This window comes from Rhizobium indigoferae (genome assembly GCF_034554815.1).
Lineage (GTDB): Bacteria > Pseudomonadota > Alphaproteobacteria > Rhizobiales > Rhizobiaceae > Rhizobium > Rhizobium leguminosarum.
In genome coordinates this window covers 602,344-624,609 of sequence record NZ_CP140635.1, presented here as the reverse complement: position 1 = coordinate 624,609, position 22,266 = coordinate 602,344, and the positions used below count along the sequence as shown (strand labels likewise).

The window sequence follows — 22,266 nt, the reverse complement described above, 5'->3', positions numbered from 1 at the left end:
GCCCGTAGGGCGGATGAGGGGGCCACACGGCACGCCATTCATTGCGCTTCGCTTGCGCTCAGTGCATTCGCGGCTTTGCCGCTCACCCCCTCATCTGCCTACCGGCATCTTCTCCCCGCTGGGGCGAAGGGATACGTAGCAACGTCTCGGTCCTTTCACCTCGGTAGGAGCAAGATATATCGGACGAGATTCGCCTACCCTCTCCAGCCCTCGAGAAGCACGACTTTCTCCACACCGGCAAACCGCGCAACCCGATCAAGCTCGGCTTCCAGTCTCTCCAGCCGCCCAGCCGACGGTTTCACGCCGGGCTCCAGCCACAGCCGCTTGACGTCGAGCGTCGACTTTTTCCGATCCGCCTTCATGTCGATGCGGCCGATCAGCCTGTCGCCTTCGAGCAGCGGGAAGACGTAATAGCCATATTCGCGCTTCGGCTCGGGCACGAAGATCTCGATGCGGTAGAAGAAGCCGAACAGGCGTTCGGTGCGGTTGCGGTCGCGGATCATCGGATCGAAGGGGCTGAGCACGCGGATGCGTGGCGGTGCGCCGGGGTAGTTGTCGAGTGTCGACAGGAAATCGGCAAAAGCCCAGGATGGGCGCGCCTTGCCGCCAAGCGCCGGTTCGATCAACACTTCGATCAGTTCGTCGCGATGGGCTGATACCCAGGCCTTGGCCTCATCGGGCGAGACCAGGTTCCAGAAGGCTGATATCTCGCCATGGGTGGCGAAGCCGAGCCGGGTAAGCGCGCTGCGGCAGGCCCAGTCGACGAACTCCTCGCGACTCACCTCCGGCTCGCGGAACTCGGCCGGGATGACGCGTTCCGCCAGGTCATAGATCTTCTGGAAATTCGAGCGGCCGGCGATGGCGAACTTGCCGGTGTGCCAGAAATATTCGAGCGCCGTCTTGTTCGGATGCCAGTTCCACCAGCCGCCGGAAACGTGGCCGTCGGCCTTGATGTCGCGCGCCAGGATCGCGCCGTCGCGCTCAACGCGCTCATAGGTCTCCGCGAACGCCGCCTCGAAGCCCTCGCCGCGCCATTTGCGCCAGCGCTCGACGATCACCTTTTCCTGATGGCGGAACTTGTGCTTCCAATAGACGAAGAAGGCGCTCGGCAGGATGGAGGCGTCGTGCGTCCAGTGCTCGAACAGCGCGCCGTCCTTTTCGAGCAGCGCGGTCAGATGCTCGCGCCTGTAGGTCTGGTTGCGGGAAAACAGGATCTGATGATGCGCCCGCTCCACCGTCTGGATGCTGTCGACCTGGACGAAACCCAGTTCATGGATGAGCTGCAACAGGCCGGCCTTGGTCAGGGCGCGGTTCGGCGGGGCGCTGAGGCCCTGCTTGGCAAGAAAGACACGGCGGGCGTCGGAATTGGAAAGCAGATTCGTCATGACTGCATCATAATCCGGAAAATCTTCCTAGCCACCCGATATCGACAAGGAGATTTACTCTTTCATCACCCGAGATTCCCCGTATAGAAGCGGGATCGCGAGGATGCGAGGGATGGGTTTGGATATTCGTTTCGAAGGCGCCGGGGTCAGTTTCGGGGCACGGGTGGCGCTGCAGCCGCTGACGCTTGGCATCAGTGGAAAACGCATCGGCGTCATCGGGCTGAACGGTTCGGGCAAGACCACTTTCGCGCGGCTGATCAACGGATTGACCAAGCCATCGGTCGGCCGCGTCACCGTCAACGGCCGCGACACGAGCGATGAGAAGGCTGCTGTGGCCGATGTCGGTTTCATCTTCCAGTCGCCGCAGAACCAGATCATCCTGCCGATCGTCAAAGACGACATCGCCTTCGGGCTGAAGCGGCGCGGCTTAACCAAGGCGGAAATCGAGGCGAAGGTCGAGGGCGTGCTGGCCCGCTTCGGCGCTGAGGCGCTGGCCGATCGCCGCGCGCATGAGCTTTCCGGCGGCGAGCTGCAGGTGGCGGCCCTCTGCTCGGTGCTGGCGACGGGACCGGGCATTCTCATCCTCGATGAACCGACCAACCAGCTCGACCTCAAGAACCGGGCGTTGGTCGAAGGGATTATCGCCGGGCTCCCGGAAAGCGCCATCATCATCACGCATGATCTGGAGCTGATCGCCGGTTTCGAGCGGGTGCTGCTGTTTCATGAAGGGCGGCTTGCCGCCGATGCGCCGGCTGGCGAAGCGATCGCCCGCTACAAGGAGATCGCCGCCTGATGCAATCGCTCTATGTCGAAGGCAACAGCGTGATGCACCGGCTTTCGCCGCGGGTAAAGCTGTTGTCGCTGACGGTCTTCGGCGTGGTGCTGTTCATCAGCGGCAACATCCTGCTGCTTTCGATCGCCGTGCTGCTGACGGCGGTTCTCTACCGGATGATCGGCCTGCCGTTTGCCGATGGGCTCAGGCGGTTGCGGCCGGTCTTCCTGACGATCGCGGTCGTGGCGCTTTTCAACCTCTTCTTCAATCCCTGGCAGCAGGCGCTCGTGCCCCTGCTGCGGCTGACGGCGTTGATGCTGCTTGCCGCCACCGTGACGGCGACGACGTCGATCACCGAGTTCATCGACGAGGTGACGGCGCTTGCCCGCCCGCTCGAACGCACCGGCTGGGTGCAGGCCGACGATATCGGCCTGGCGCTGGGGCTGGTGCTGCGTTTCGTGCCGGAGATCGTCGGCCGTTATCAGGCGATCCGCGAGGCGCATAAGGCACGCGGGCTGAAGGTCCGGCCGACGACGCTGCTTGCGCCGCTGATCATCCTGACCCTTAAGGATGCGGATAATATCGCCGCGGCGATTGACGCGCGCGGAATTCGGCGGCATGTGAGTTAACGATTGATAAACACGGAATTCATGATGAGCACTCGCGACCTCGTTCTTACCGCCCTCTTTGCCGCGATCATCGTGGCGCTTGGCCTGCTGCCGCCGATCTCGCTCGGCTTCATTCCGGTGCCGATCACCGCCCAATCCCTCGGCGTCATGATGGCCGGCGTCGTGCTCGGCGCCCGGCGCGGCGCGATTGCCGTGCTGATCGTGCTGGTTCTGGTCGCGATCGGCCTGCCGGTGCTTTCCGGCGGCCGCGGCGGGCTTGCCATCTTCGCGTCGCCAACGGCCGGCTTCCTGATCGGCTGGATCTTTGCCGCCTTCGTCACCGGCTATCTCAGCGAACGGCTGGTCAACGAACAGCAATCCGGCCTGGTGCAGACGGTGAGCTTCTTTCTCACCGCCATGGCCGGCGGCATCGTCGTGCTCTACGCTTTCGGCATCACCTATCTCGCGACCGTCGCCGGCTTCGGCTTCCAGAAAGCCTTCATCGGCTCGATGGCCTTCATTCCCGGCGACGTGATCAAGGCCTTCGTCGCAGCCCTGCTTGGCCGCGCCGTCATGGTCGGCTATCCCCTGCTGCCGTCGCGCGCCTGACGCATAGACCGGCCTTGTCTGGTGAATACCCCAACGGCCCCTTCGGGGGCCGTTGCGCTTAAAGACATAGAGCCCTTCACCAGAAGTCGCTTCCGGTCCGGATGAATGCGGGAACTTCCAAACCTTCTTTTCATTTGTCGCAACGAACATCCTTGAAGGAGAAATCATGCGAGGCGACCAGCAGGAGGAGATGGCTGCCTGGTTCCGGTCGCTGGATCCTGTCCAGCCGAAGGACATGGTCGGCCTCTGGAGCGGCGTCGGCATTCCATCGGATCATCCACTGGACGGCGTGCTCGAGAATCTCAACTGGTTTGGCAAGCGCTTCCATTCCGACATGAGGGCGGACGCCCTGCTCTTCACGTGGAGACCGGGCCGGCTCGTGGCGCTCGAGCCAAGCTTCTTACCCATCAGGCTGGCGATCAAGATAGCGCCCTTTGGCCGGACATTCGTCGCGCGCAGCTGGTTCTCATACCTGCAGAAGATGCTTCGAGCGAGAGGCACGACCGCTTCGTTACGGCTTCAGGCCTTCGACGGCATCGAAACGGCTGCGATGATCTACGACAAACAGCCGATCGTGGACTACTTCCGGAGGATTGACGATGACGAGATTGCCGGAATGATGTGCGTTCGCGACGACCCTCGGCGGTTCTTCTTCAAGCTCCGGAAAGTGATGGACTGAGGTATGCAGCAAACGGCTGGCGCCTGGATAATCTTTCCTCAATCCAAAACAGGCTGAACATGCTATGAAAGCAGGGAAGAGGACGAGATGACCGTCATCGATCGAAATCATGTTCAAGTCCGGGGCGATGGCCAGCGTGCGATGATCTTTTCGCATGGATTCGGGTGCGACCAGAATATGTGGCGCTTCGTGGCTCCGGCTTTTGAAGGCGACTTCAAGACAGTGCTGTTCGATCATGTTGGCGCGGGTCGATCCGATCTCACGGCCTATGATGCCGGAAAGTATTCTTCATTGTCTGGTTATGCCGATGACCTCGTGGAAATTTGCCGCGCGCTTGGCCTGACGCAAACAGTCTTCGTCGGGCACTCCGTCAGCGCGATGATTGGCGTCATCGCGTCGCTTAAGGCACCGGACCTGTTTGAAAGCCTGATCCTTGTCGGGCCGTCGCCGCGCTATACCAACGACGATGACTATATCGGCGGCTTCAGCGCGACCGAGATAGACGAACTCCTGACATCGTTGGACGACAATCACTTGGGGTGGTCTGCCGCCATGGCGCCCGCCATCATGGGCAATCCGGATCGACCGGAACTTAGCGAAGAGCTGACAAACAGTTTCTGCCGCACCGATCCTGAGATCGCCAAGGCATTCGCACGGGTGACCTTCACGTCAGACAATCGCCGCGACCTTCCGCGCGTCACCGCCAGAACGCTGATCCTTCAATGCCGCGATGATATCATCGCCTCCGAAGAGGTCGGCGAATACGTCCATCAGCAGGTCCCGAATAGCCAATTGGTCGTGCTGAACGCAAGTGGCCACTGCCCTAACCTCAGCGCTCCCGACGAGGTCATCTCTGCAATCCGGCGGTTCGTCTGATGAGCGGTCCCGACACGCAGATCTCCATGCCGGCGGAAGACCTTGAGGACTTATACGAAAACGCGCCATGCGGCTATCTTTCGCTGCAGCCGGACGGGCGCATCGCCAAGGTGAACAAACGCTGTCGACCTGGATCGGCATCCCTGCCGAGCAACTCCTCGGCAAACGACTTCACGATCTGCTCAACACCTCGGGCCGTATATTCTACGAAACCCATTTTGCGCCTTTGCTGCGCATGCAAGGGTTTTTCAACGAGGTTGCCCTCGATCTTATGGCGGCGGACGGTAGAAAACTGCCTGTGCTCGCCAATGCCATGGAAAGACGTGCAGAAGACGGTGCCCTGCTTTTCACCCGTGTGACGATGTTCCAGGCTGCCGAGCGTCGCCGTTATGAACGGGAACTGGTCGAAGCGCGCGCGGCGGCGGACACGGCCGGTGCCATCGTCAAATCCCAGCTCGACTTCGAACAGCAAACCGCCGAGTTGCGGGAGCAGTTCATCGCCATCCTTGGGCATGACCTGCGCAACCCGCTTGCCTCGATTGCCGCTGCGGGGCGTATGTTGCGAAAGGAAGAGCAGACCGATCGCTCTACTAAAGTTCTCGATTTGATGCAGAGCAGCGTCGTTCGCATGTCTGGCCTGATCGACAACGTCCTCGACTTCGCGCGTGCACGATTGGGTGGCGGCATCGTGCTCGACAGGCGAGCGGAGGAGGTCGAGCCGATCCTGCGGCAGGTCATCGAAGAACTCCGCTATAGTCACCTCGACCGCAGGATTGAAGTGAGCATCGAATTAGACGGCCCTATAAGTTGCGACAGCAGCCGGATTGGCCAGCTGGTGTCCAATCTCTTGGGAAATGCCCTGACCCATGGGACGCCGGACGAACCGGTGCGGCTATCTGCGGCAACCGTCGACGGAAGACTGGAGCTTTGGATCGCCAACGGCGGCGCTCCTATTTCCAGCGATGCGATGACACGGCTTTTCCAGCCTTTCTTCAAAGGCGAAGCCGGCACAAGTCAAAGAGGATTGGGGCTGGGTTTGTATATCGCTTCGGAAATCGCCCGCGCCCATGGCGGGGCGATCACGGTCAGTTCCGGTGACAACGAGACACGCTTCACCTTTGTGATGCCCTTGGATTGAACCGGACCGCACAGCTGCGCCGGCGTGGGCGACGTTCCGTTCTATTGCCGTCTCGGTACCGCCTGGAATCCGGGCAACAAAAAACCGCCTTGAGGCGGTCGGGCATTCTATCGATTTCAGTTTGATTTAGTCTCCTCCTCCGCCGTCTCCGCCACCGCCATCACAGCCGCCCTCACCTGAGGCATCGAACCAGCCTCCACCTCCATCGCCGGAGCCTTCCGAATTGCCCCACCTGCGCTTGGTGTTTGCGGTGGTCTGGGTGGTGGCGCCTCTTTCTGCCCTTGCGATCAGCGCAAAGATCAGTGCGAAGCCTCCAACGAGCACGGTCACCACAAGAAATATCTCCAATCAGTATCCTTTCGTTGTTTCAGGAAATCTCGTTTCCTGACTAAAATAGTAGATTATTTTCCCGCTTCCGGAAATAGCCTGAATATGAAACTTTCATGACACTCTGGTTCACGTCAAAACTCTGCGCTGGCTAGTTGCAGCGCAGAGCATCTCGGGCTGGTTCCCCTTCAAGCCGCCGCTCTTTGCGGAAAGAGGACGGCTTGCGGGGCGGCTTTGACTCCAGCCACCATCAAGGGGTCCCGATAGAGGCGAGGAGACGGTATTCCGAGCCTGGAATGCAGCTTTGCGGCCGAGCTTGGCAGGAACGGCAGGAGGCAGCGGGCGATGATCGCAAGGCCGTGGACCTGCTCGGCCAGGGAAGTGCCAAGACGGGTCGCGGTCGCCTTCCGATCGTCCGGCGTAAGATCGGCAAGCAGGGCTTTCGCATCGGCCCATGGCGCGCGTTGTGCAAACCACCTGTTCGCCGCACCGATGAACTCGAAAATATCCGCGAGGCCGACATGGAGCTCGTAGGCAGCGAAGGCTCGAGCCACCTTCTCCGGAAGGCGGGCAGCAGCCTCGACGAAGTCGCTGTCTGGCACTGGCGGAACGATGCCGTTGAACGAGGTCGACAGAAGGGCAAGGACCCGGTTGGCGAGATTTCCGAGCTGCCCTGCCAACTCTCCCGACCAGGCGGCTTCCAGACGCTCGTCTGAGAAATCGCCATCGTCACCCGAGCGTATATGCCGGAGCAGGTAATATCGCAGTGCGTCTGGTGTTTCGTAGGATTGGATGATGCGTTCCGGATCGATGCCGTTGCCGGCCGACTTGCCGATCTTCCGGCCGCCCACCGTGACGTAGCCGTGCACCAGGATCGACGAAGGTGGCGGCAGGCCTGCGGAAAGCAGGATGGCCGGCCAGTAGATGGCGTGGAACTTGGAGATGCCCTTGCCGACGACGTGGATGCGTTGGCCGCCGTTCCAATAGTGCTGCAGCAGGGTTGGATCGGACCCGTGGCTGAGACCTGTGAGGTAGTTCGCCAATGCATCGAACCAGACGTAGACGACCTCATCCCCATCGGGGACGGGCACACCCCAGCCGCGCGCCCGTTCGGCGCTGCGCGACACGCTGATGTCGCTCAGGCCGCGCCGCAAAAGGGCAAGGACCTCGTTGCGACGATGGGCTGGAACGATCCGAAGCCCCCCGGTCTCGACGAGCTCAAGCAGCCGGTCGCCGTATCGCGAGAGGCGGAAGAACCAGTTCTCCTCACGGATGGTCTCAAGGGCAATGCCGTGTTCCGGGCAGCGCCCGTCATCGAGTTCCGACGGCTCGTAGAATTGCTCGCAACCGACGCAATAGAGGCCCTCATAGGCCTTGCGATAGAGGTCGCCATTTTCAGCGCATGCCCTCCACAAGGCGTGGACGCAGGCAACATGCCTTGGATCGCCCGACGTGCGGACGAATTCCTCGTTGGAGATATCGAGCAGGCCGCCAAGGTGCTCGAACCTGTCGGCGTTGGCATTGACGAAGTCCCTCACCTCCTGTCCCGCAGCTTCCGCCGACCGGACATTCTTCAGGCTGTTATCGTCGGTTCCGCACTGGAACCGGACATCGTGGCCGAGAAGGCGGAAATGGCGGGCGTAGGCATCGGCCTGGACGAGCTCGAGAGCGAAGCCTACATGCGGCGCGGCATTCACATAGGGGATCGAGGTGGTGATATAGATCTTGTTCATCGGCATTCCCTTTCGAAGGCTGTTAATGCCCGCGAGACGGATCGACCCATGAAAAGACCGCCTCGAGGGCGGTCGCTGGTGCATTATGAACGCACGAAACCCGCCACGCTATGAGCGCGGCATCATCATCACGAAAGTGCTGATCACGGCGTTGTCCATACAATTTTCCTAGCATCAAGGGCGGTTTCGAACAAGCGCGCACTTCGACCGGGAATGGTGCTTCTGCCTTGTCACGGAGCCGTTGCAGACCAAACGGCATGCCGATATGCTGCCGGTGTCGGAAAAGGCAGACTTGGTTTGGTAAGCCCAAGTCCTTCTGGAAACGGAAGCTCTGTCCCCTGCCCCAGGCATGAGACCCCGCGACGAACGTCGGACGCTGAGAGCGCCCACACGTTCGTCCGTGTGGTTGTCAGAACGACGAACTGCTCCGGTCGAACGACCAAAAGGAGCCGTTCATGAATAATCGCCACCCAACGTCTTTTCTCTTCGATGTCGTGATTGCAGGCGCCGGGCCGGTCGGCTTGTTGCTGGCCTGCGAGCTCAGGCTTGCAGGTGTCTCCGTGCTGGTGCTGGAGCAGGCGGAAATCCCGCACTCGCCGTTGAAAAAGCTGCCCTTCGGCATGCGCGGCCTGACGCTGCCGACGATTGAAGCGTTCTACAGGCGCGGCCTGCTCGATTCCCTTGAAGCGCCCGGGCGTCAGGCAAAGCCAGAGGGAAAACCGCGCAAGCAGGCCGGACACTTCGCCGGCATCCCCTTCGATTATGACAGGATCAATTCCTCGAACTGGGCCTATCGGCTGCCGAGCCCCGCCGACAGCAATATGGCGGCAGAAATGGAACCGGTCGAGATCGTCCTTGCCGATCGCGCGCAGTCCATCGGCGTCGAGATCAGGCGGGGTGTGCGCGTCGAAGGTTTCGCACAGTCAGCGGACGGTGTCACGATCCAAGCTGGAGATCAGAGCTTTGAGGGCCGTTGGCTGGTCGGCTGTGACGGTGGCCGCAGCGTGGTGCGCAAGGGGGGCGGCTTTTCCTTCGTCGGAACCGATCCCGAGTTTACCGGCTATTCCGTGCAGGTCGATCTGGCTGACCCGGAAAAGCTGAAGCTCGGCCGACAGCTGACGCCGACCGGCATGTATTTCCAGACGCAGCCCGGCCATTTCGGCATGGTGGAGTTTGACAGCGGCGCATCTCACCGCACCGGACCGATCACGCTTGCGCATGTGCAAGCGGTGCTGCGGCGGATATCGCAGACCGATGTCACGCTGACCGCGCTGCGCGTCGCCACCAGTTGGACCGACCGCGCCCAGCAGGCGACAGAATACCGCAAGGGCCGGGTGCTGCTTGCCGGTGACGCGGCCCATATTCATTCGCCGCTCGGCGGGCAAGGGCTCAATCTCGGACTTGGTGACGCCATGAACCTTGGATGGAAACTGGCCGCCACCGTCCGCGGTGAAGCGCCGGACGGACTGCTCGACAGCTATTTCAGCGAACGGCATCCGATCGGTGAACAGATTCTCGCCTGGTCGCGGGCGCAGGTCTCGATCATGCGGCCAAGCCCCCACGCCCGTGCGATGGAATCCATCATCCGCGATCTCATCGCCACCCGCGACGGGGCCACCTATTTCGCCGACCGGGTCTGGAATGCGTCGATGCGCTACGATCTCGGCGACGGCCACGCACTGGTCGGCCGCAGCGTCCCGGACTTCGAATGGACCGACGGTACCAGGCTCGCCGCCCTGCTCGCCGACGGAACCGGTCTGCTGATCGACTTCGGCGACCGCGCACCGCTCCGGTCGATCGCACGCCGTTGGGATGACCGGGTCAAATATGTCGAGGGTGAGGTGAAGGACCGGCTGGGACTGACCGCCCTGCTTGTCCGTCCGGATGGAATTGTCGCCTGGGCCTGTGAGGGCGAGTCGAATCCTGAAGACGCTGTCGAAGCCGGATCGCGTTGGTTTGCTGTCCATGATGGCGGATAAGGTGCCGCCATCTTAACGAATGTCTCCAAGACTTCCATCACCATCGCGGATGCCTAGCAGGCGCCTGCCATCATTGGCGAGCGGTTTCGTGATGTGATAGCAAGACATGGGAATTGCACGCTCACGGCGCGGCGTGCCCGTGTTGGATAGAAGAACCTGCTGCTGTGATCCGCACGAAGGTCGATACGCTGTGGTTTAAGCAGTGCTGCGCGTTTCACCTGCAGTTTCTTCCCGATGGCGAAGCTCTGTCAAAGCTCTGCAACTTGCAGGACAGGATCGAGCGAGACAGCGATGCGCCGCTCTCACGCGTCCCGGCTAAGAGCCTGCACATGACGGTCGTCACCCTGGTCAACGCCGCGGCCCAATTCAGTATTCCAAACGACGAGGTCTGGAAGCTGAATGGGGAAAGATGGAAGGAAATCGTGGAGAGATTGGTCGAAGAGACCCCGCCATTTGAGCTCCATTTTCATGAGGTGGCTGCTTCGGAAGCCGCTATCTTCGTAAAGGCAGAGGAGCCGGCGGAATTGCGCAGGCTTCGTTCGGCCATTTCACATGCCATCTGCTTCGAACAGTGGTGTGCAACCCCGCCCCGAATAGCGCACATAACACTGTTCAGATTTTTTGCAGAAGACAGGCTACCAGCAGTCAACTTCGACGCAGGCTTATTGCCCAAGGCAATGAAGGTTGGATCCTTTAAATTGCTGGAAGAGCGCGTTTATCCAAGCGTCGAGATCAATATACTCAGCGAGCCACTCCTCCGAGGCAAAAGCACCTAGTGGCAATTCTGGCTGGTCGATCGGCTCTGCTTTGCCCCTAATCCAAAAACCGATAAAGCCAGTCGCGCGTTTCCTCCGGCAGCGAGGCCGGCGACTGGTCCTCGCGGGTGCGGGCTTGCCAGATGATCTCGACCTCGGCGGCACGCTCCTCCCCGGTGTCGATCGCAACGAGGAGGCCGATGGAATGCATGCCGATCTTGTCGACGGTGGCGGTGAAGGTTGCCAGCTCATCGTAGTGCAGCGGACGGTGCAGCATGCAGGAAACCTTGCTGGGGCTATAGACCGGTTCGTCATCGACATCGGGCCGTGAGGACCAGAAGCTCGCAAGGACGGACTCTGCATAGGAAATATAGGAGGCCAGAAACATCTGGCCGGTCATATCGACATCGCGAAACGGCACACGTATTTCCGCCACATCAGGACGTTTCGACTGACTCATCAACAGATCTGCCTTACAGAGGTCCCATGGCCACACTACTTCATAATAGCTTATATCGGAACTGGCTTAAGGATAAAATTACGCAATAGTTCAAAGTGTTACAGTGTCCTTCACGCACCGGAAAGGCGCGGCTCCGTTGCAATGGAGCTGTTCGACGGAAACGGCGTAACTGAGACAGTTGTGACAGGCGAACGGTTGGACGGCGGCAGAGCGCTTGTTGAAATCGACCGATGATGCCCCATCTGCTGTGGCACATGACATAAGCGACCGATAGAGTGTCTTCATGAGCACCCGTCTTTATGAACACCCGATCTTCCTGGAACATGTGACGCCCGCCGGCCATCCGGAGCGATCGGACAGGATCCGCGCCATCAATGTCGCGCTGGAACATCCGAATTTCGAGCGGCTGGAGCGCCGGCAGGCGCCGCAGGCGAACGAGGATGCGGTGCTGCTTGCCCATCCCGAAGAACATCTCATCACCATCATGCGGGAGATTCCCGAGGAAGAGGGTGAGATCAACCAGATCGAAGCCGATACCTATGCCAGCAGCAAGAGCTTGCAGGCGGCGCTGACCGGCATCGGCGGGGCGATGGCGGCGGTCGACGACGTCTTTACCGGCCGGGCCGACAATGTCTTCGTCGCCGCCCGCCCGCCGGGGCACCATGCCGAGAAGATGACGGCGATGGGCTTCTGCTTCTTCAACAATGCGGCAATCGCCGCCCGGCATGCGCAGAAGACGCATGGCGCCGAGCGCATCGCCATCGTCGATTGGGACGTACATCACGGCAACGGCACGCAGGATATCTTCTGGGACGATGCCTCGGTGCTGTTCTGCTCGACGCATCAGATGCCGCTTTATCCCGGCACCGGCGCCAAGGACGAGAAGGGTACGCACAACACCATCGTCAATGCGCCACTTTCGCCGAATGTCGGCAGCGACCACTTCCGCGAGGCGTTCAAATCGCGCGTGCTGCCCGCGCTTGACGATTTCCGGCCGGACCTCATCATCATCTCCGCCGGCTTCGACGCGCATCACCGCGATCCGCTGGCGCAGATCAACCTGACCGGCGAGGATTTCGACTGGGCGACCGGGCGTGTGCTCGAACTGGCGGACCGGTACGCGAAGAACCGGGTCGTCAGCCTGCTCGAAGGCGGTTATGATCTCGAGGGACTCGCCGAATCGGCGGGCATGCATATTCTGAGAATGATGAAGGGTTGAGAATGACTGACAGCGCCAAGCCGGAGGTGTCCGGCCTATCCTTCGAAAAGGCGGTCGCCGAACTCGAAAGCATCGTCGCCCGGCTGGAACGTGGCGATGTGGCGCTGGATGAATCGATCGAGATCTACGAGCGCGGCGAAGCGCTGAAGAAACATTGCGAGACGCTGCTTTCGGCCGCCGAGAACCGCATCGAGAAGATCAGGCTCGACCGCGCCGGCAAGCCGCAGGGCGTCGAGCCGCTGGACGGCGCCTGAGGCGCAGCAAACTCGCTTTTTAAGGCGCTTGGCTATCGGCTTCAGACCGATCTATGATCCCCATCCAAAACGATGAGGGGACAAGGAAATGACGGACAGGTTGAAGGGCAAGGTCGCCATTATCTCAGGCGGCGCGACCGGCATGGGCGGTGCCGCCTCGAAGCTTTTTGCGGCGGAAGGCGCGCGCGTTGCGATCATCGACCGCAATGGTGATGCAGCAGCCGAGACCGTCCAAGCCATCCGTGATGCCGGCGGCGAGGCCGAATACTGGACGGCCGACGTCTCGGACGAAGCAGCCGTCATTGCCGCCGTCGCCGGTGTCGAAGAACGCTACGGCGCAGTGACCGTGCTTTTCAACCATGCCGGCACCATCGTCATCAAACCTTTCCTGGAAACGACTCTTCAGGAATGGGACTGGCTGCATGCCGTCAATGTGCGCTCAATGTTTCTGATGACCAAGGCCGTGCTGCCGAAGATGATTGAGAGCGGCGGCGGATCGATCGTCTGCACCTCGTCGATCTCGGCGGTCGCCGCCACGCCGATGGAAGTGCTTTACGACACGACCAAGGGTGCCGTGCATATGTTTGCCCGCGCCATCGCGGTGGAATTCCGTGACCGCAACATCCGCTGCAATGCCGTTTGCCCGGGCTTCATCCGCACGCCGCATGGCCTGCGCGAGGTGGCCGATCTGCAGGCGCTCGGCGTCGACGTTTCGGATGCCGCCATTGCCGCGCAGCAGGGGCGGATCGGCGAGCCCGAAGACGTGGCGCGGGCTGCCCTTTATCTCGCCAGCGACGAGTCGAGCTTCGTCAACGGCGCCCATCTCTTCGTCGATAATGGCTTCACCGCAATCTGAGCCATCCGTGCGGCGCGCTTCAAAGTTAGGGCGTCCTTGGCACGTCCCGTTGGACGTGCGGCGCGCTAATTGCTATCCCTGGTCGATGCGCGACTGCCTCATTCCTTAAATCGAGATCGATTTAAGGACAAATTATGCAGCAATTCAAAACTATAGCATCCTTTGCGCGTCTGAAAGACGCGCGGCACTGTAGTGATCGGAGATCCCTGATGTCCTTCTTTCCCGGTAAAGATCCCCTGCCCGGCGATGCCTTCGCCTGCGACGCGATCGAGAACCTGATCATCCCGCGCACCAGCGATATCGGCGGTTTTCAGGTGCGCCGCGCGCTTCCCAGTCGGCAGCGACGGCTGGTCGGGCCGTTCATCTTCTTCGACCGCATGGGGCCGGCGATCCTGAAGCCGGACGAGGCGCTTGACGTCAAGCCGCATCCGCATATCGGGCTGTCGACGGTCACCTATCTGTTCGACGGCGAGATCCGCCATCGCGACAGCCTCGGCACCGAAAAGGTCATCCGTCCCGGCGATATCAACCTGATGACGGCCGGCCGCGGCATCGTGCATTCCGAGCGCACCCCGGACAATCTGCGCGGCCATCCGCTGCTGATGTCGGGGCTGCAGACCTGGCTGGCGCTGCCCGACGACAAGGAGGAGATCGATCCTTCCTTCGCCCATACGGAAAAGTCCGCCATGCCGCTGATCGAAACGGCAGGCGTACGCGGGCGCGTGGTCATCGGCTCGTTCGAAGGCATGACATCACCCGTCGGCGTTTTCTCCGACACGCTCTATGTCGATCTCGACCTGCAGCCGGGCGCCAAATTTCCCTTCGGCGCGGGCCACGAGGAGCGCGCCGTCTATGTGCTGTCGGGCGAGGTTGTCATATCAGGCGACCGTTTCGCTGCCGACCAGCTGCTGGTCTTCCGGCCGGGTGATGCGATCACGCTGGAAGCCGGCCGCGATGGCTGTCACCTGATGCTCTTCGGAGGGGCAGCGCTCAATTCGAAACGTTATATCTGGTGGAATTTCGTGTCCTCCTCGAAGGAGCGGATCGAACAGGCCAAGGAGGAATGGCGCACCGGCCGGTTCGATATCGTTCCCGGTGACGAAGAGGAATTCGTACCTTTGCCGGAAGGCTGAACGACACGAAATGAACGAAATAGACCAGGATATCCGCCTAAAACCGCTCACACTTTCCGGCACCATGCTCTAAGGTGAAAAGCTTCGGTTCCTGAAATGCACTTGTTTTGCCGCAATCTAATCGAATAAAGCGGAACAAGGAAAAGCAAGAAAGAGCGCCCGCCCGTGACACAACTGCCGAAGACCCCCCTGCTCGACCAGGTCATCTATCCCGCCGACCTGCGCAAGCTCGAGGATCGCGACCTACCGCAGCTTGCCCGCGAAGTCCGGGACGAAATGATCGATGCAGTGTCGCGCACCGGCGGCCATCTGGGCGCCGGTCTCGGCGTCGTCGAATTGACGATCGCCATCCACAGCGTCTTCGACACACCTGATGATCGGCTGATCTTCGATGTCGGCCATCAATGTTATCCGCACAAGATTCTCACCGGCCGGCGTGACCGCATCCGGACGCTGCGCCAGGAAGACGGGCTGTCCGGCTTCACCCGTCGGGCGGAGAGCGAATATGATCCGTTCGGCGCCGCGCATTCCTCGACCTCGATCTCGGCCGGCCTCGGCATGGCGATTGCCGCCGACCTCGACAAATCAGACCGCCGCGTCATCGCCGTCATCGGCGACGGAGCGATGTCGGCCGGCATGGCCTATGAAGCGCTGAACAATGCCGGCGCCCTCGACGCCCGCCTCATCGTCATCCTCAACGACAACGATATGTCGATCGCGCCGCCGACGGGCGCAATGAGCGCCTATCTCGCCCGCCTCGCGTCGGGGCGCACCTATATGGGCTTCCGTGACTTCGGCAAGAAGCTGACGGCCTATCTCGGCAAGAATATCGACCGGGCGATCACCCGCGCCGTCGAGCATGCGCGCGGCTACGTCACCGGCGGCACGATGTTCGAGGAGATGGGGTTCTACCATATCGGCCCGATCGACGGGCATTCCTTCGACCATCTGCTGCCTGTGTTGCGCAACGTGCGCGACAATGGTCGCGGACCGGTGCTGATCCATGTCGTCACTCAGAAGGGCAAGGGCTATCCGCCGGCGGAAGCCGCGGCCGACAAATATCACGGCGTCAACAAGTTCGACGTCATCACCGGCGCCCAGGCAAGGGTCAAGCCGAATGCGCCGAGCTATACCAGCGTCTTTGCCGAAGCGCTGGTGCAGGAAGCCGCTCTCGACGATAAGATCGTCGGCATCACCGCCGCCATGCCTAATGGTACCGGCCTCGACAAGCTCGCCGAGGCCTTTCCGTCGCGCTGTTTCGACGTCGGTATTGCCGAACAGCATGCCGTCACTTTCGCTGCCGGCCTCGCGGCAGAAGGCTACAAGCCGTTCGCCGCCCTCTATTCCACGTTCCTGCAGCGCGCTTACGACCAGGTCGTGCATGACGTGGCGATCCAGGGACTGCCGGTGCGTTTCCCGATCGACCGCGCCGGCTTCGTCGGCGCCGACGGACCGACCCATGCCGGCTCCTTCGACACCGCCTTCCTCACCACCCTGCCTGGCTTCGTGGTGATGGCGGCGGCCGACGAGGCCGAACTCAAGCATATGGTGCGCACGGCTGTTGCCTATGATGGCGGGCCGATCTCGTTCCGCTATCCGCGCGGCGAAGGTGTCGGCGTCGACATGCCGGCGCGCGGCGAAATCCTGCAGATCGGCAAGGGCCGCATCGTCAAGGAAGGCACCAAGGTGGCGCTGCTCTCCTTCGGCACCCGGCTTGCCGATTGTCTGCTGGCCGCCGAGGATCTCGATGCTGCGGGGCTTTCGACGACGGTCGCCGATGCACGTTTCGCCAAGCCGCTCGACCACGACCTGATCCGCCAGCTTGCCCGCCACCACGAGATGGTGATCACCGTCGAGGAAGGCTCGATCGGCGGTTTCGGCAGCCATGTGATGCATTTCCTTGCCACCGAAGGCCTGCTCGACAACGGCCTGAAGCTGCGCTCGCTCGTCATGCCCGACATCTGGATGGAACAGGCCAAGCCCGAAGCCATGAACGCCCACGCCGGCCTCGACCGCGCCGGCATCGTCTCGACGGTGTTCAGGGCGCTGGGACGTGGCGTTGCGGTTGGGGTTGCGGGATAAGATTATGTCAGGGCGTGCCGTGTGGCACTCACCCGCCGCCAAGCAGGGCCTCTCAATAAAAAAGGGCGGCGCATCACTGCACCGCCCTCTTCATTTAACGTCCCTGCGAAGGGCCCTCTCAGAACTCCGTCCATTCCTCCTGAACGGTAGCCGTAGCAGCTGCCTGTCTTCCGCCGAAGGCCTTGGCGACGGTGCGGGTCAGGGCGTGGGCCGGTGAGGCGACCGGACGGGCGTTGGTGCCAGCGACGGCAGCGCGCGGCGCCGGGGCCGCCTGGCCGAGCTTGAACTGGCGCAGCAGCTCGTCGAGGGCGTTTGCCTCCTGGGCGAGCGCATGGCTTGCCGCGGTCTGTTCCTCGACCATGGCGGCGTTCTGCTGGGTACCCTGGTCCATGTTGTTGACGGCGGTGTTGATCTCCTGCAGGCCGATCGACTGTTCGCGGGTGGCGGTGACGATGGCGTTGACGTGGTGGTTGATCTCCTGCACCTCGGAGACGATGACCTCCAGCGCCTTGCCGGTCTCGCCGACGAGGCCGACACCGGCAACGACCTGTTCGCCCGATGTGGTGATCAGCGCCTTGATCTCCTTGGCCGCCTTGGCCGAGCGCTGGGCGAGCTCGCGCACTTCCTGGGCGACGACGGCAAAGCCCTTGCCGGCATCGCCGGCACGCGCCGCTTCGACGCCTGCGTTCAGCGCCAGCAGGTTGGTCTGGAAGGCGATGTCATCGATGACGCCGATAATGTTGGAGATTTCGCCCGAGGACTTCTCGATCTGCTGCATGGCAGAGACCGCCTTGCGGACGACCTCGCCTGATTTTTCGGCGCCGAGGCGGGTGCGCTCGACGAGATTGCCGACATCCTCGGCGCGCTTGGCGCTGTCGCGGACGGTCGTCGTCACTTCTTCGAGCGCTGCGGCGGTCTGTTCGACGGCGGCAGCCTGCTGCTCGGTGCGGTGGGCAAGATCGTCGGCGGCCGAGCGGATTTCGCCGGCGCCGGCATTGATCGCCGAAGCGTTGCGGCCGACCGATTGCAGCGCCGCCTGCAGCTTTTCGACGGCATGGTTGAAGTCATTGCGCAGGCTGTCATATTGCGAGGCGAACGGCGTCTGGATACGACCGGCCATATCGCCATTGGCAAGCTCGGCAAGGCCGCCCGCCAAGGCGTCGATGGCATAGCGGATCTCGCCTTCCTCGCGCGCCTTCTGCTCGTCGCCTGCCCGGCGCTGGCGCTCGGCGTCGTCGCGCATGCGGTCGGTCTCGCCGGCAAGGCGCAGCTTCTCGATCGCCGCCTGCTTGAAGACCAGGACCGACTGGGCCATGCGGCCGATTTCGTCGCCGCGCTCGACAGCCGGGACTTCGATGTCGTTCTGACCGCCGGCAAGGCGATCCATGGCCGCAGTCATGCCGACCACCGGCCGGACGATGGTGCGCGACATGAGCCAGGCGAGAACGGCAGCCGCAAGCGAAGCGAGGATGCCGCCGGCAAGCAGCGTCGTCTTCAGATCGCTGTTGGCATCGGCCCGGATGGCGGCAAGCGCGTTCGACTTTTCACGCGCAGTGGCCTTGATCTTGGCAGAGGCCTGGCGGAACCCGTCGAGCTGGCCCTTGGTGGCGTTGACGCCGATCTTGACGACCTCTTCGATCGGCATGTCGGTTTCCTTGCGCGCCTTGGTCTGCGGCTCGGCAAGTTCATGGAAATAGAGGTCGGCGGCCTTCTGCATGCCGTCGATCATCTCGACCAGCTGCGGCTCGCCCGTCGCCGTCTGCTTGGCGGCGGCAATCGCTTTCAGCATGCGCTCGCGGTTGGCGAAGACATCGCCATAGGTGCTGTCGCTGCGGAAGAGGATGAAGCCGCGCAGGTTGACCGCCTGCTCGAGCATCGCCTGCAGCGCATCGTCGATCTGGTTGACGAGCAGCTCGGACTTTTCCTGCTCGGCAGAAGCGGCCGCGGACGCCGTCGCCTTGGAATAAACGAAAGCGGATATGGCGACGAAAATGAGAATGAGGGCTGCGAACGTGGCCGCAAGTTTACCGTTCAAGGATATGTTTTTGGCGGACATCGGTGATTTCTCCTGACGACAGTCGACGCGGCGAGAGGCAGGTCGCGCGAGACGCAACCGCCGGGATGTTTGAACCTGAGAACATGATCGGCGTGGAAACGCTTGCGCCTTCATGGCGCCGAGCAGTTCAGATGAACCGCTGCAATCACGCTGAACCTATATGGGCAGGCTTTAAATTTGCTTAAATTTGTGCACTGCAACAGCGGCAGAGCCTGCGGATTATTGTGCCGTTTCCGGAGGATTGAGGATCAGGATGTCGAAATCCTTAGTAGGATCGAAATCCTCTGATGTCATCCGGAAGGTCGTCGGACCGATCTTCTGAACGTTGCTGCCGCAGAAGCTGATGAGGCTGCCGGGCTTGCCCTTGTCGATCGTCAGCTGGAAGCGCTTGATCGGCCCCGCCCAATTGGCGCCGGTCGACAGCACATAAGAGATCCAGCTTTCGGTATAGTTGGCGCCTCCCGCCTCAGCTTCCCGAGCACGCTGCTGGGCAACCCTGACGAAATCTCCGTCGAGGCAATATTTGCGCGAATATTCCTCGAAACGATCACCCTTCGGCTCGCCACCTTCGAAAAAGCTGATGGCGACGGTGCCGCCGACGGCCGGCTTGTAGCGATGCTCGACGCTGACCTTTTTCTTTGCCGGGAAGGTGGTGCGCCACCAATAGGTCGAGCGCAGCGTCCAGAGCGGCACGAGGTCGACCCCGGCGGCATCGCCAGTGCCCATGGGATAGACGAGGCCGCGGGAGATCCAGTCCTTGCGGACGGTTTCGGGAAGCTTGGCAAGCGCCTCGGTCGTCTTCTGGCTATAGGGCAGGACGGGAATGCCCAGCTTGGCGAATTCGTCGGTCACGTCGATGCCGAGCGAAACGACGCGCTGCTGCAGCTTGGCGGTGATCGGCCTGCCATCCTGCACGGTGGAGAAATGCAGGAAATTGTCGCTGTCATAATCGGAGATGGCGGAATTGTTGTCGACCTGGCCTGATATGTCAGGCATCGGAAAGGCGACCAGGCTTTCGACATCCTTGTCGGAGCTATTCTCAAAGATATAGTCGACACGCACTTCCGAAGCGGAGATGAAGAGATCCTCTTCAGCCATGCTGACATCATCGGATTGGGCAAAGATCAGCCCGCCGGTCTTGACCTCGGCCATGGTGTCGTTCGCGAGCGCGGGCGATGCGATGACTGCCGCGACAATCAGAGTGAAGAGCTTCAGCATGGAACACCCCCGTGTCTGCGGCCCGCCCCGCGATCGCCGCGGCAGGATTATCGCCGAAAGCTTTTGAGGGTCAATGACGGTCTTGGGAACAAAATGCTTGCAACCGGCGGCTTTGCCGGTCATGCACAGCCGATGTCAGATCAAAACACCCAACGCCTCGACCAGCTTCTCGTCTCTCTCGGCCTCTTTGCCAGCCGTTCACGCGCCCGCGACGCCGTGCAGCGCGGCACCGTCAGGATCGGCGGCCAAGTGGTCACGAAGGCCGGCGCGCTGTTTGGCGCCGACGCGGCAATCGAGATCGACGATCCGGCGCAGGACTATGTCTCCCGCGCCGCGCTGAAGCTTGCCGCAGCCCTCGACCATTTCCGGCTCGATCCTGCCGGCCATCACTGTCTCGATGTCGGCGCCTCCACCGGCGGCTTCACCGAGGTGCTGCTGCAGCGGGGTGCCCAGCATGTCACCGCGATCGATGTCGGCCATGGGCAGATGCATCCGCGCATATCGGGCGATCCGCGGGTGACGAACAGGGAAGGCCTCAACGCCCGAAACCTGACGGCAGAGGATATCGGCCATCCCGCAACCTTCATCGTTTCCGACGTCTCCTTCATCACGCTGAAGCTGGCGCTCGCGCCGGCTCTTGAGATCGCCGAACCGGGCGCTGTCGCCATCTTGCTGGTCAAGCCGCAGTTCGAGGCCGGGCGCGAGGCGATCGGCAAGGGCGGGATGCTGAAGGACCCCTCGTCTGCTCCCGCCGTCGCTGCGGAACTGGAGCGGTGGTTCATCGAGGACATGGGCTGGAAAAGCCTCGGCCTCATCCCCTCCCCGATTTCCGGCGGTGACGGCAATCAGGAATTCCTTCTGGCAGGATTGAAACCGTGAGCACCGAAACCGTCACGATCGAGAAGCTCGGCGCCCAGGGCGACGGCATCGCCAGCAGCGCCGGCGGACCTGTTTATGTGCCCTTTTCGCTGCCTGGGGAAACGGTGGCGATTGCCCGGGTCAAGAGCCAGGGCACGATCATGTCGATCACAACGCCCTCGCCCGACCGGCAGGAGCCGCCCTGTCGGCATTTCGGCCCGGATGGAGTCAACGGCACCTGCGGCGGCTGCACACTGCAGCATATGGCAGACGCGCCCTACCGCGCCTTCAAGCGCCAGCTGGTCATCGACGCGCTGAAATCGAAGGGGCTGACACCCGAGGTTGGCGAGGTCGTTCCGGCCCGGCCGGGCGAGCGGCGGCGCGTGGTGTTTGCGGCGCGCAAGACCGAGAAGGACATGCTTGTTGGATTCAACCAGGCCGAAAGCCACCATATCGTCGCCATCGAGGAATGTCCGATCTCGTCGGCAGGGATCATCGCCCGACTGCCGGCGATCAGGGCGATTGCGGCTTCGCTGGCGACCAGCGCCGAACCCTTCCGCGTCGCGGTGCTCGAAACGCTTTCCGGCCTCGACATCTCCGTCGACGACGTGAAGAAACTCTCCGACCCGCAGCGGCGCAAGGCGATCGAGACCGCGCTTGGCCTGCGCGGCATCGCCCGTGTTTCGCTGAACGGCGAAATCCTCGTCGAGCCGTCGAAGCCGATGGTCGAATTCGGCGGCGTCCAGGTTTCACCGCCGCCGGGCAGTTTCACCCAGGCGACCAAGCCGGCGGAAGAGGCGATGGCGGAGCTGGTCATTGCCCATGCCGGTAAGGCGAAGCGGATCGCCGATCTCTTTGCCGGCTCCGGCACGTTTTCATTGCGGCTGGCGCGGATCGGCCGCGTGCACGCCGTCGAAGCCGAAGCAAAGGCGCTCGCCGCACTCGATCATGCCGCCCGCAACACGCAAGGACTGAAGCCGGTCACCGTCGAAAAGCGCGATCTCTTTCGCCGTCCTTTGATGACGCAGGAGTTCAAGCCCTATGACGCCGTCGTCTTCGATCCGCCGAGGGCGGGTGCCGAGTTCCAGTGCCAGGAGCTTGCCCGCTCAGGCGTGAAGAAGATCGTGGCCGTCAGCTGCAATCCGCTGACGCTGGCGCGGGATCTCGCGATCCTCGTCGAGGGCGGCTACCGGATCACGCAAGTGACGCCGATCGACCAGTTCCTCTGGACCTCGCATGTCGAGGTGGTGGCGACGCTGGAGAAATAGG

General features: G+C 61.9%; 20 protein-coding genes and 1 pseudogene. 15 read left to right on the top strand and 6 right to left on the bottom strand.

The genetic code is table 11. The features are described from left to right. Positions 1–194: 194 nt before the first annotated feature. Positions 195–1,385: a winged helix-turn-helix domain-containing protein gene (locus tag U5G49_RS03075; protein ID WP_193445790.1), complete on the bottom strand. Its 1,191-nt coding sequence runs from the start codon at positions 1,383–1,385 to the stop codon at positions 195–197. A gap of 118 nt (positions 1,386–1,503) precedes the next feature. On the opposite strand from U5G49_RS03075, the gene U5G49_RS03070 reads away from it, so the two are divergent. The 6 genes and pseudogenes from U5G49_RS03070 to U5G49_RS03045 all read left to right on the top strand — a co-directional run bounded on the left by U5G49_RS03070 (position 1,504) and on the right by U5G49_RS03045 (position 6,067). Continuing rightward, the gene (locus tag U5G49_RS03070; RefSeq protein ID WP_113541772.1) at positions 1,504–2,178 is read left to right on the top strand and encodes an energy-coupling factor ABC transporter ATP-binding protein; all 675 of its coding nucleotides are present in this window, start codon (positions 1,504–1,506) and stop codon (positions 2,176–2,178) included. Beyond that, positions 2,178–2,786 (top strand): energy-coupling factor transporter transmembrane component T family protein, encoded by a 609-nt coding sequence (locus U5G49_RS03065; protein ID WP_113541729.1) that lies wholly within the window; start codon positions 2,178–2,180, stop codon positions 2,784–2,786. Before U5G49_RS03070 ends, U5G49_RS03065 begins: the two co-directional genes overlap by 1 nt. Positions 2,787–2,810: 24 nt before the next feature. Continuing rightward, positions 2,811–3,374 carry a biotin transporter BioY gene (locus U5G49_RS03060; protein WP_028734878.1) on the top strand — a complete coding sequence of 188 codons (564 nt, stop codon included), beginning with the start codon at positions 2,811–2,813 and terminating at the stop codon, positions 3,372–3,374. A 166-nt stretch (positions 3,375–3,540) separates the two neighbouring features. Next, positions 3,541–4,053 (top strand): GXWXG domain-containing protein, encoded by a 513-nt coding sequence (locus U5G49_RS03055; RefSeq protein WP_026231124.1) that lies wholly within the window; start codon positions 3,541–3,543, stop codon positions 4,051–4,053. Positions 4,054–4,140: 87 nt separating this feature from the next. After that, positions 4,141–4,929 (top strand): alpha/beta fold hydrolase, encoded by a 789-nt coding sequence (locus tag U5G49_RS03050; RefSeq protein ID WP_047622012.1) that lies wholly within the window; start codon positions 4,141–4,143, stop codon positions 4,927–4,929. After that, positions 4,929–6,067 (top strand): annotated as a pseudogene (locus U5G49_RS03045) (PAS domain-containing sensor histidine kinase). The gene U5G49_RS03050 and the pseudogene U5G49_RS03045 overlap by 1 nt, the downstream one beginning before the upstream one ends. A 126-nt stretch (positions 6,068–6,193) precedes the next feature. Here the strand turns inward: U5G49_RS03045 and U5G49_RS03040 are convergent. Both U5G49_RS03040 and metG read right to left on the bottom strand, forming a co-directional pair. Continuing rightward, the gene (locus tag U5G49_RS03040; protein ID WP_130751077.1) at positions 6,194–6,415 is read right to left on the bottom strand and encodes a hypothetical protein; all 222 of its coding nucleotides are present in this window, start codon (positions 6,413–6,415) and stop codon (positions 6,194–6,196) included. Positions 6,416–6,582: 167 nt separating this feature from the next. Continuing rightward, complete coding sequence (metG, locus tag U5G49_RS03035) at positions 6,583–8,127, bottom strand: methionine--tRNA ligase (protein WP_193445789.1); 1,545 nt, start codon at positions 8,125–8,127, stop codon at positions 6,583–6,585. A 455-nt stretch (positions 8,128–8,582) separates the two neighbouring features. Between metG and U5G49_RS03030 the strand changes: the two genes are divergently transcribed. Further along, positions 8,583–10,106, top strand: a complete 1,524-nt coding sequence (locus U5G49_RS03030; protein ID WP_193445788.1) for an FAD-dependent monooxygenase — start codon at positions 8,583–8,585, stop codon at positions 10,104–10,106. A 164-nt stretch (positions 10,107–10,270) separates the two neighbouring features. After that, positions 10,271–10,882, top strand: a complete 612-nt coding sequence (locus tag U5G49_RS03025) for a 2'-5' RNA ligase family protein (protein ID WP_193445787.1) — start codon at positions 10,271–10,273, stop codon at positions 10,880–10,882. A 37-nt stretch (positions 10,883–10,919) separates the two neighbouring features. Here U5G49_RS03025 and U5G49_RS03020 read toward each other — a convergent pair whose 3' ends face one another. After that, a complete protein-coding gene (locus tag U5G49_RS03020) occupies positions 10,920–11,321 on the bottom strand; it encodes an acyl-CoA thioesterase (protein ID WP_018245058.1) in 402 nt (133 codons plus the stop codon). Positions 11,322–11,604: 283 nt separating this feature from the next. Here U5G49_RS03020 and U5G49_RS03015 point away from each other — a divergent pair, with 283 nt between their 5' ends. From U5G49_RS03015 to dxs, 5 genes are all read left to right on the top strand, one after another. Further along, entirely contained in the window at positions 11,605–12,540 is a 936-nt protein-coding gene (locus U5G49_RS03015; RefSeq protein ID WP_193445786.1) for a histone deacetylase family protein, read from the top strand. Positions 12,541–12,542: 2 nt separating this feature from the next. Next, entirely contained in the window at positions 12,543–12,794 is a 252-nt protein-coding gene (locus tag U5G49_RS03010) for an exodeoxyribonuclease VII small subunit (protein ID WP_003545921.1), read from the top strand. Between the two features lie 88 nt (positions 12,795–12,882). Next, complete coding sequence (locus U5G49_RS03005; RefSeq protein ID WP_130751067.1) at positions 12,883–13,650, top strand: SDR family NAD(P)-dependent oxidoreductase; 768 nt, start codon at positions 12,883–12,885, stop codon at positions 13,648–13,650. Between the two features lie 209 nt (positions 13,651–13,859). Continuing rightward, complete coding sequence (locus U5G49_RS03000; RefSeq protein ID WP_018449326.1) at positions 13,860–14,783, top strand: pirin family protein; 924 nt, start codon at positions 13,860–13,862, stop codon at positions 14,781–14,783. A gap of 165 nt (positions 14,784–14,948) precedes the next feature. Further along, positions 14,949–16,865, top strand: coding sequence for a 1-deoxy-D-xylulose-5-phosphate synthase (dxs, locus tag U5G49_RS02995; RefSeq protein ID WP_018449327.1), 1,917 nt, complete (start codon positions 14,949–14,951; stop codon positions 16,863–16,865). A 118-nt stretch (positions 16,866–16,983) separates the two neighbouring features. On the opposite strand, the gene U5G49_RS02990 is transcribed toward dxs, so the two are convergent. Continuing rightward, positions 16,984–18,921: a methyl-accepting chemotaxis protein gene (locus U5G49_RS02990; RefSeq protein ID WP_130715730.1), complete on the bottom strand. Its 1,938-nt coding sequence runs from the start codon at positions 18,919–18,921 to the stop codon at positions 16,984–16,986. Between the two features lie 219 nt (positions 18,922–19,140). Further along, on the bottom strand, positions 19,141–20,139 hold the full coding sequence (locus tag U5G49_RS02985; RefSeq protein ID WP_193445785.1) for a DUF4424 domain-containing protein: 999 nt from the start codon (positions 20,137–20,139) through the stop codon (positions 19,141–19,143). Between the two features lie 93 nt (positions 20,140–20,232). Between U5G49_RS02985 and U5G49_RS02980 the strand changes: the two genes are divergently transcribed. After that, a complete protein-coding gene (locus U5G49_RS02980; protein ID WP_245509981.1) occupies positions 20,233–21,018 on the top strand; it encodes a TlyA family RNA methyltransferase in 786 nt (261 codons plus the stop codon). Beyond that, the gene (locus U5G49_RS02975) at positions 21,015–22,265 is read left to right on the top strand and encodes a class I SAM-dependent RNA methyltransferase (protein ID WP_131605829.1); all 1,251 of its coding nucleotides are present in this window, start codon (positions 21,015–21,017) and stop codon (positions 22,263–22,265) included. Before U5G49_RS02980 ends, U5G49_RS02975 begins: the two co-directional genes overlap by 4 nt. The last annotated feature ends 1 nt before the right edge of the window (position 22,266 follow it).

Coding starts and splice junctions, on each gene's coding strand:
- U5G49_RS03005 (WP_130751067.1), top strand. CDS start 12,883: ATGACGGACAGGTTGAAGGGCAAGGTCGCCATTATCTCAGGCGGCGCG.
- U5G49_RS03055 (WP_026231124.1), top strand. CDS start 3,541: ATGCGAGGCGACCAGCAGGAGGAGATGGCTGCCTGGTTCCGGTCGCTG.
- U5G49_RS03010 (WP_003545921.1), top strand. CDS start 12,543: ATGACTGACAGCGCCAAGCCGGAGGTGTCCGGCCTATCCTTCGAAAAG.
- U5G49_RS02985 (WP_193445785.1), bottom strand. CDS start 20,139: ATGCTGAAGCTCTTCACTCTGATTGTCGCGGCAGTCATCGCATCGCCC.
- U5G49_RS02980 (WP_245509981.1), top strand. CDS start 20,233: ATGCTTGCAACCGGCGGCTTTGCCGGTCATGCACAGCCGATGTCAGAT.
- metG (WP_193445789.1), bottom strand. CDS start 8,127: ATGAACAAGATCTATATCACCACCTCGATCCCCTATGTGAATGCCGCG.
- U5G49_RS03015 (WP_193445786.1), top strand. CDS start 11,605: ATGAGCACCCGTCTTTATGAACACCCGATCTTCCTGGAACATGTGACG.
- U5G49_RS03020 (WP_018245058.1), bottom strand. CDS start 11,321: ATGAGTCAGTCGAAACGTCCTGATGTGGCGGAAATACGTGTGCCGTTT.
- U5G49_RS02990 (WP_130715730.1), bottom strand. CDS start 18,921: ATGTCCGCCAAAAACATATCCTTGAACGGTAAACTTGCGGCCACGTTC.
- U5G49_RS03000 (WP_018449326.1), top strand. CDS start 13,860: ATGTCCTTCTTTCCCGGTAAAGATCCCCTGCCCGGCGATGCCTTCGCC.
- U5G49_RS03065 (WP_113541729.1), top strand. CDS start 2,178: ATGCAATCGCTCTATGTCGAAGGCAACAGCGTGATGCACCGGCTTTCG.
- U5G49_RS03075 (WP_193445790.1), bottom strand. CDS start 1,385: ATGACGAATCTGCTTTCCAATTCCGACGCCCGCCGTGTCTTTCTTGCC.
- U5G49_RS03060 (WP_028734878.1), top strand. CDS start 2,811: ATGAGCACTCGCGACCTCGTTCTTACCGCCCTCTTTGCCGCGATCATC.
- U5G49_RS03050 (WP_047622012.1), top strand. CDS start 4,141: ATGACCGTCATCGATCGAAATCATGTTCAAGTCCGGGGCGATGGCCAG.
- U5G49_RS03030 (WP_193445788.1), top strand. CDS start 8,583: ATGAATAATCGCCACCCAACGTCTTTTCTCTTCGATGTCGTGATTGCA.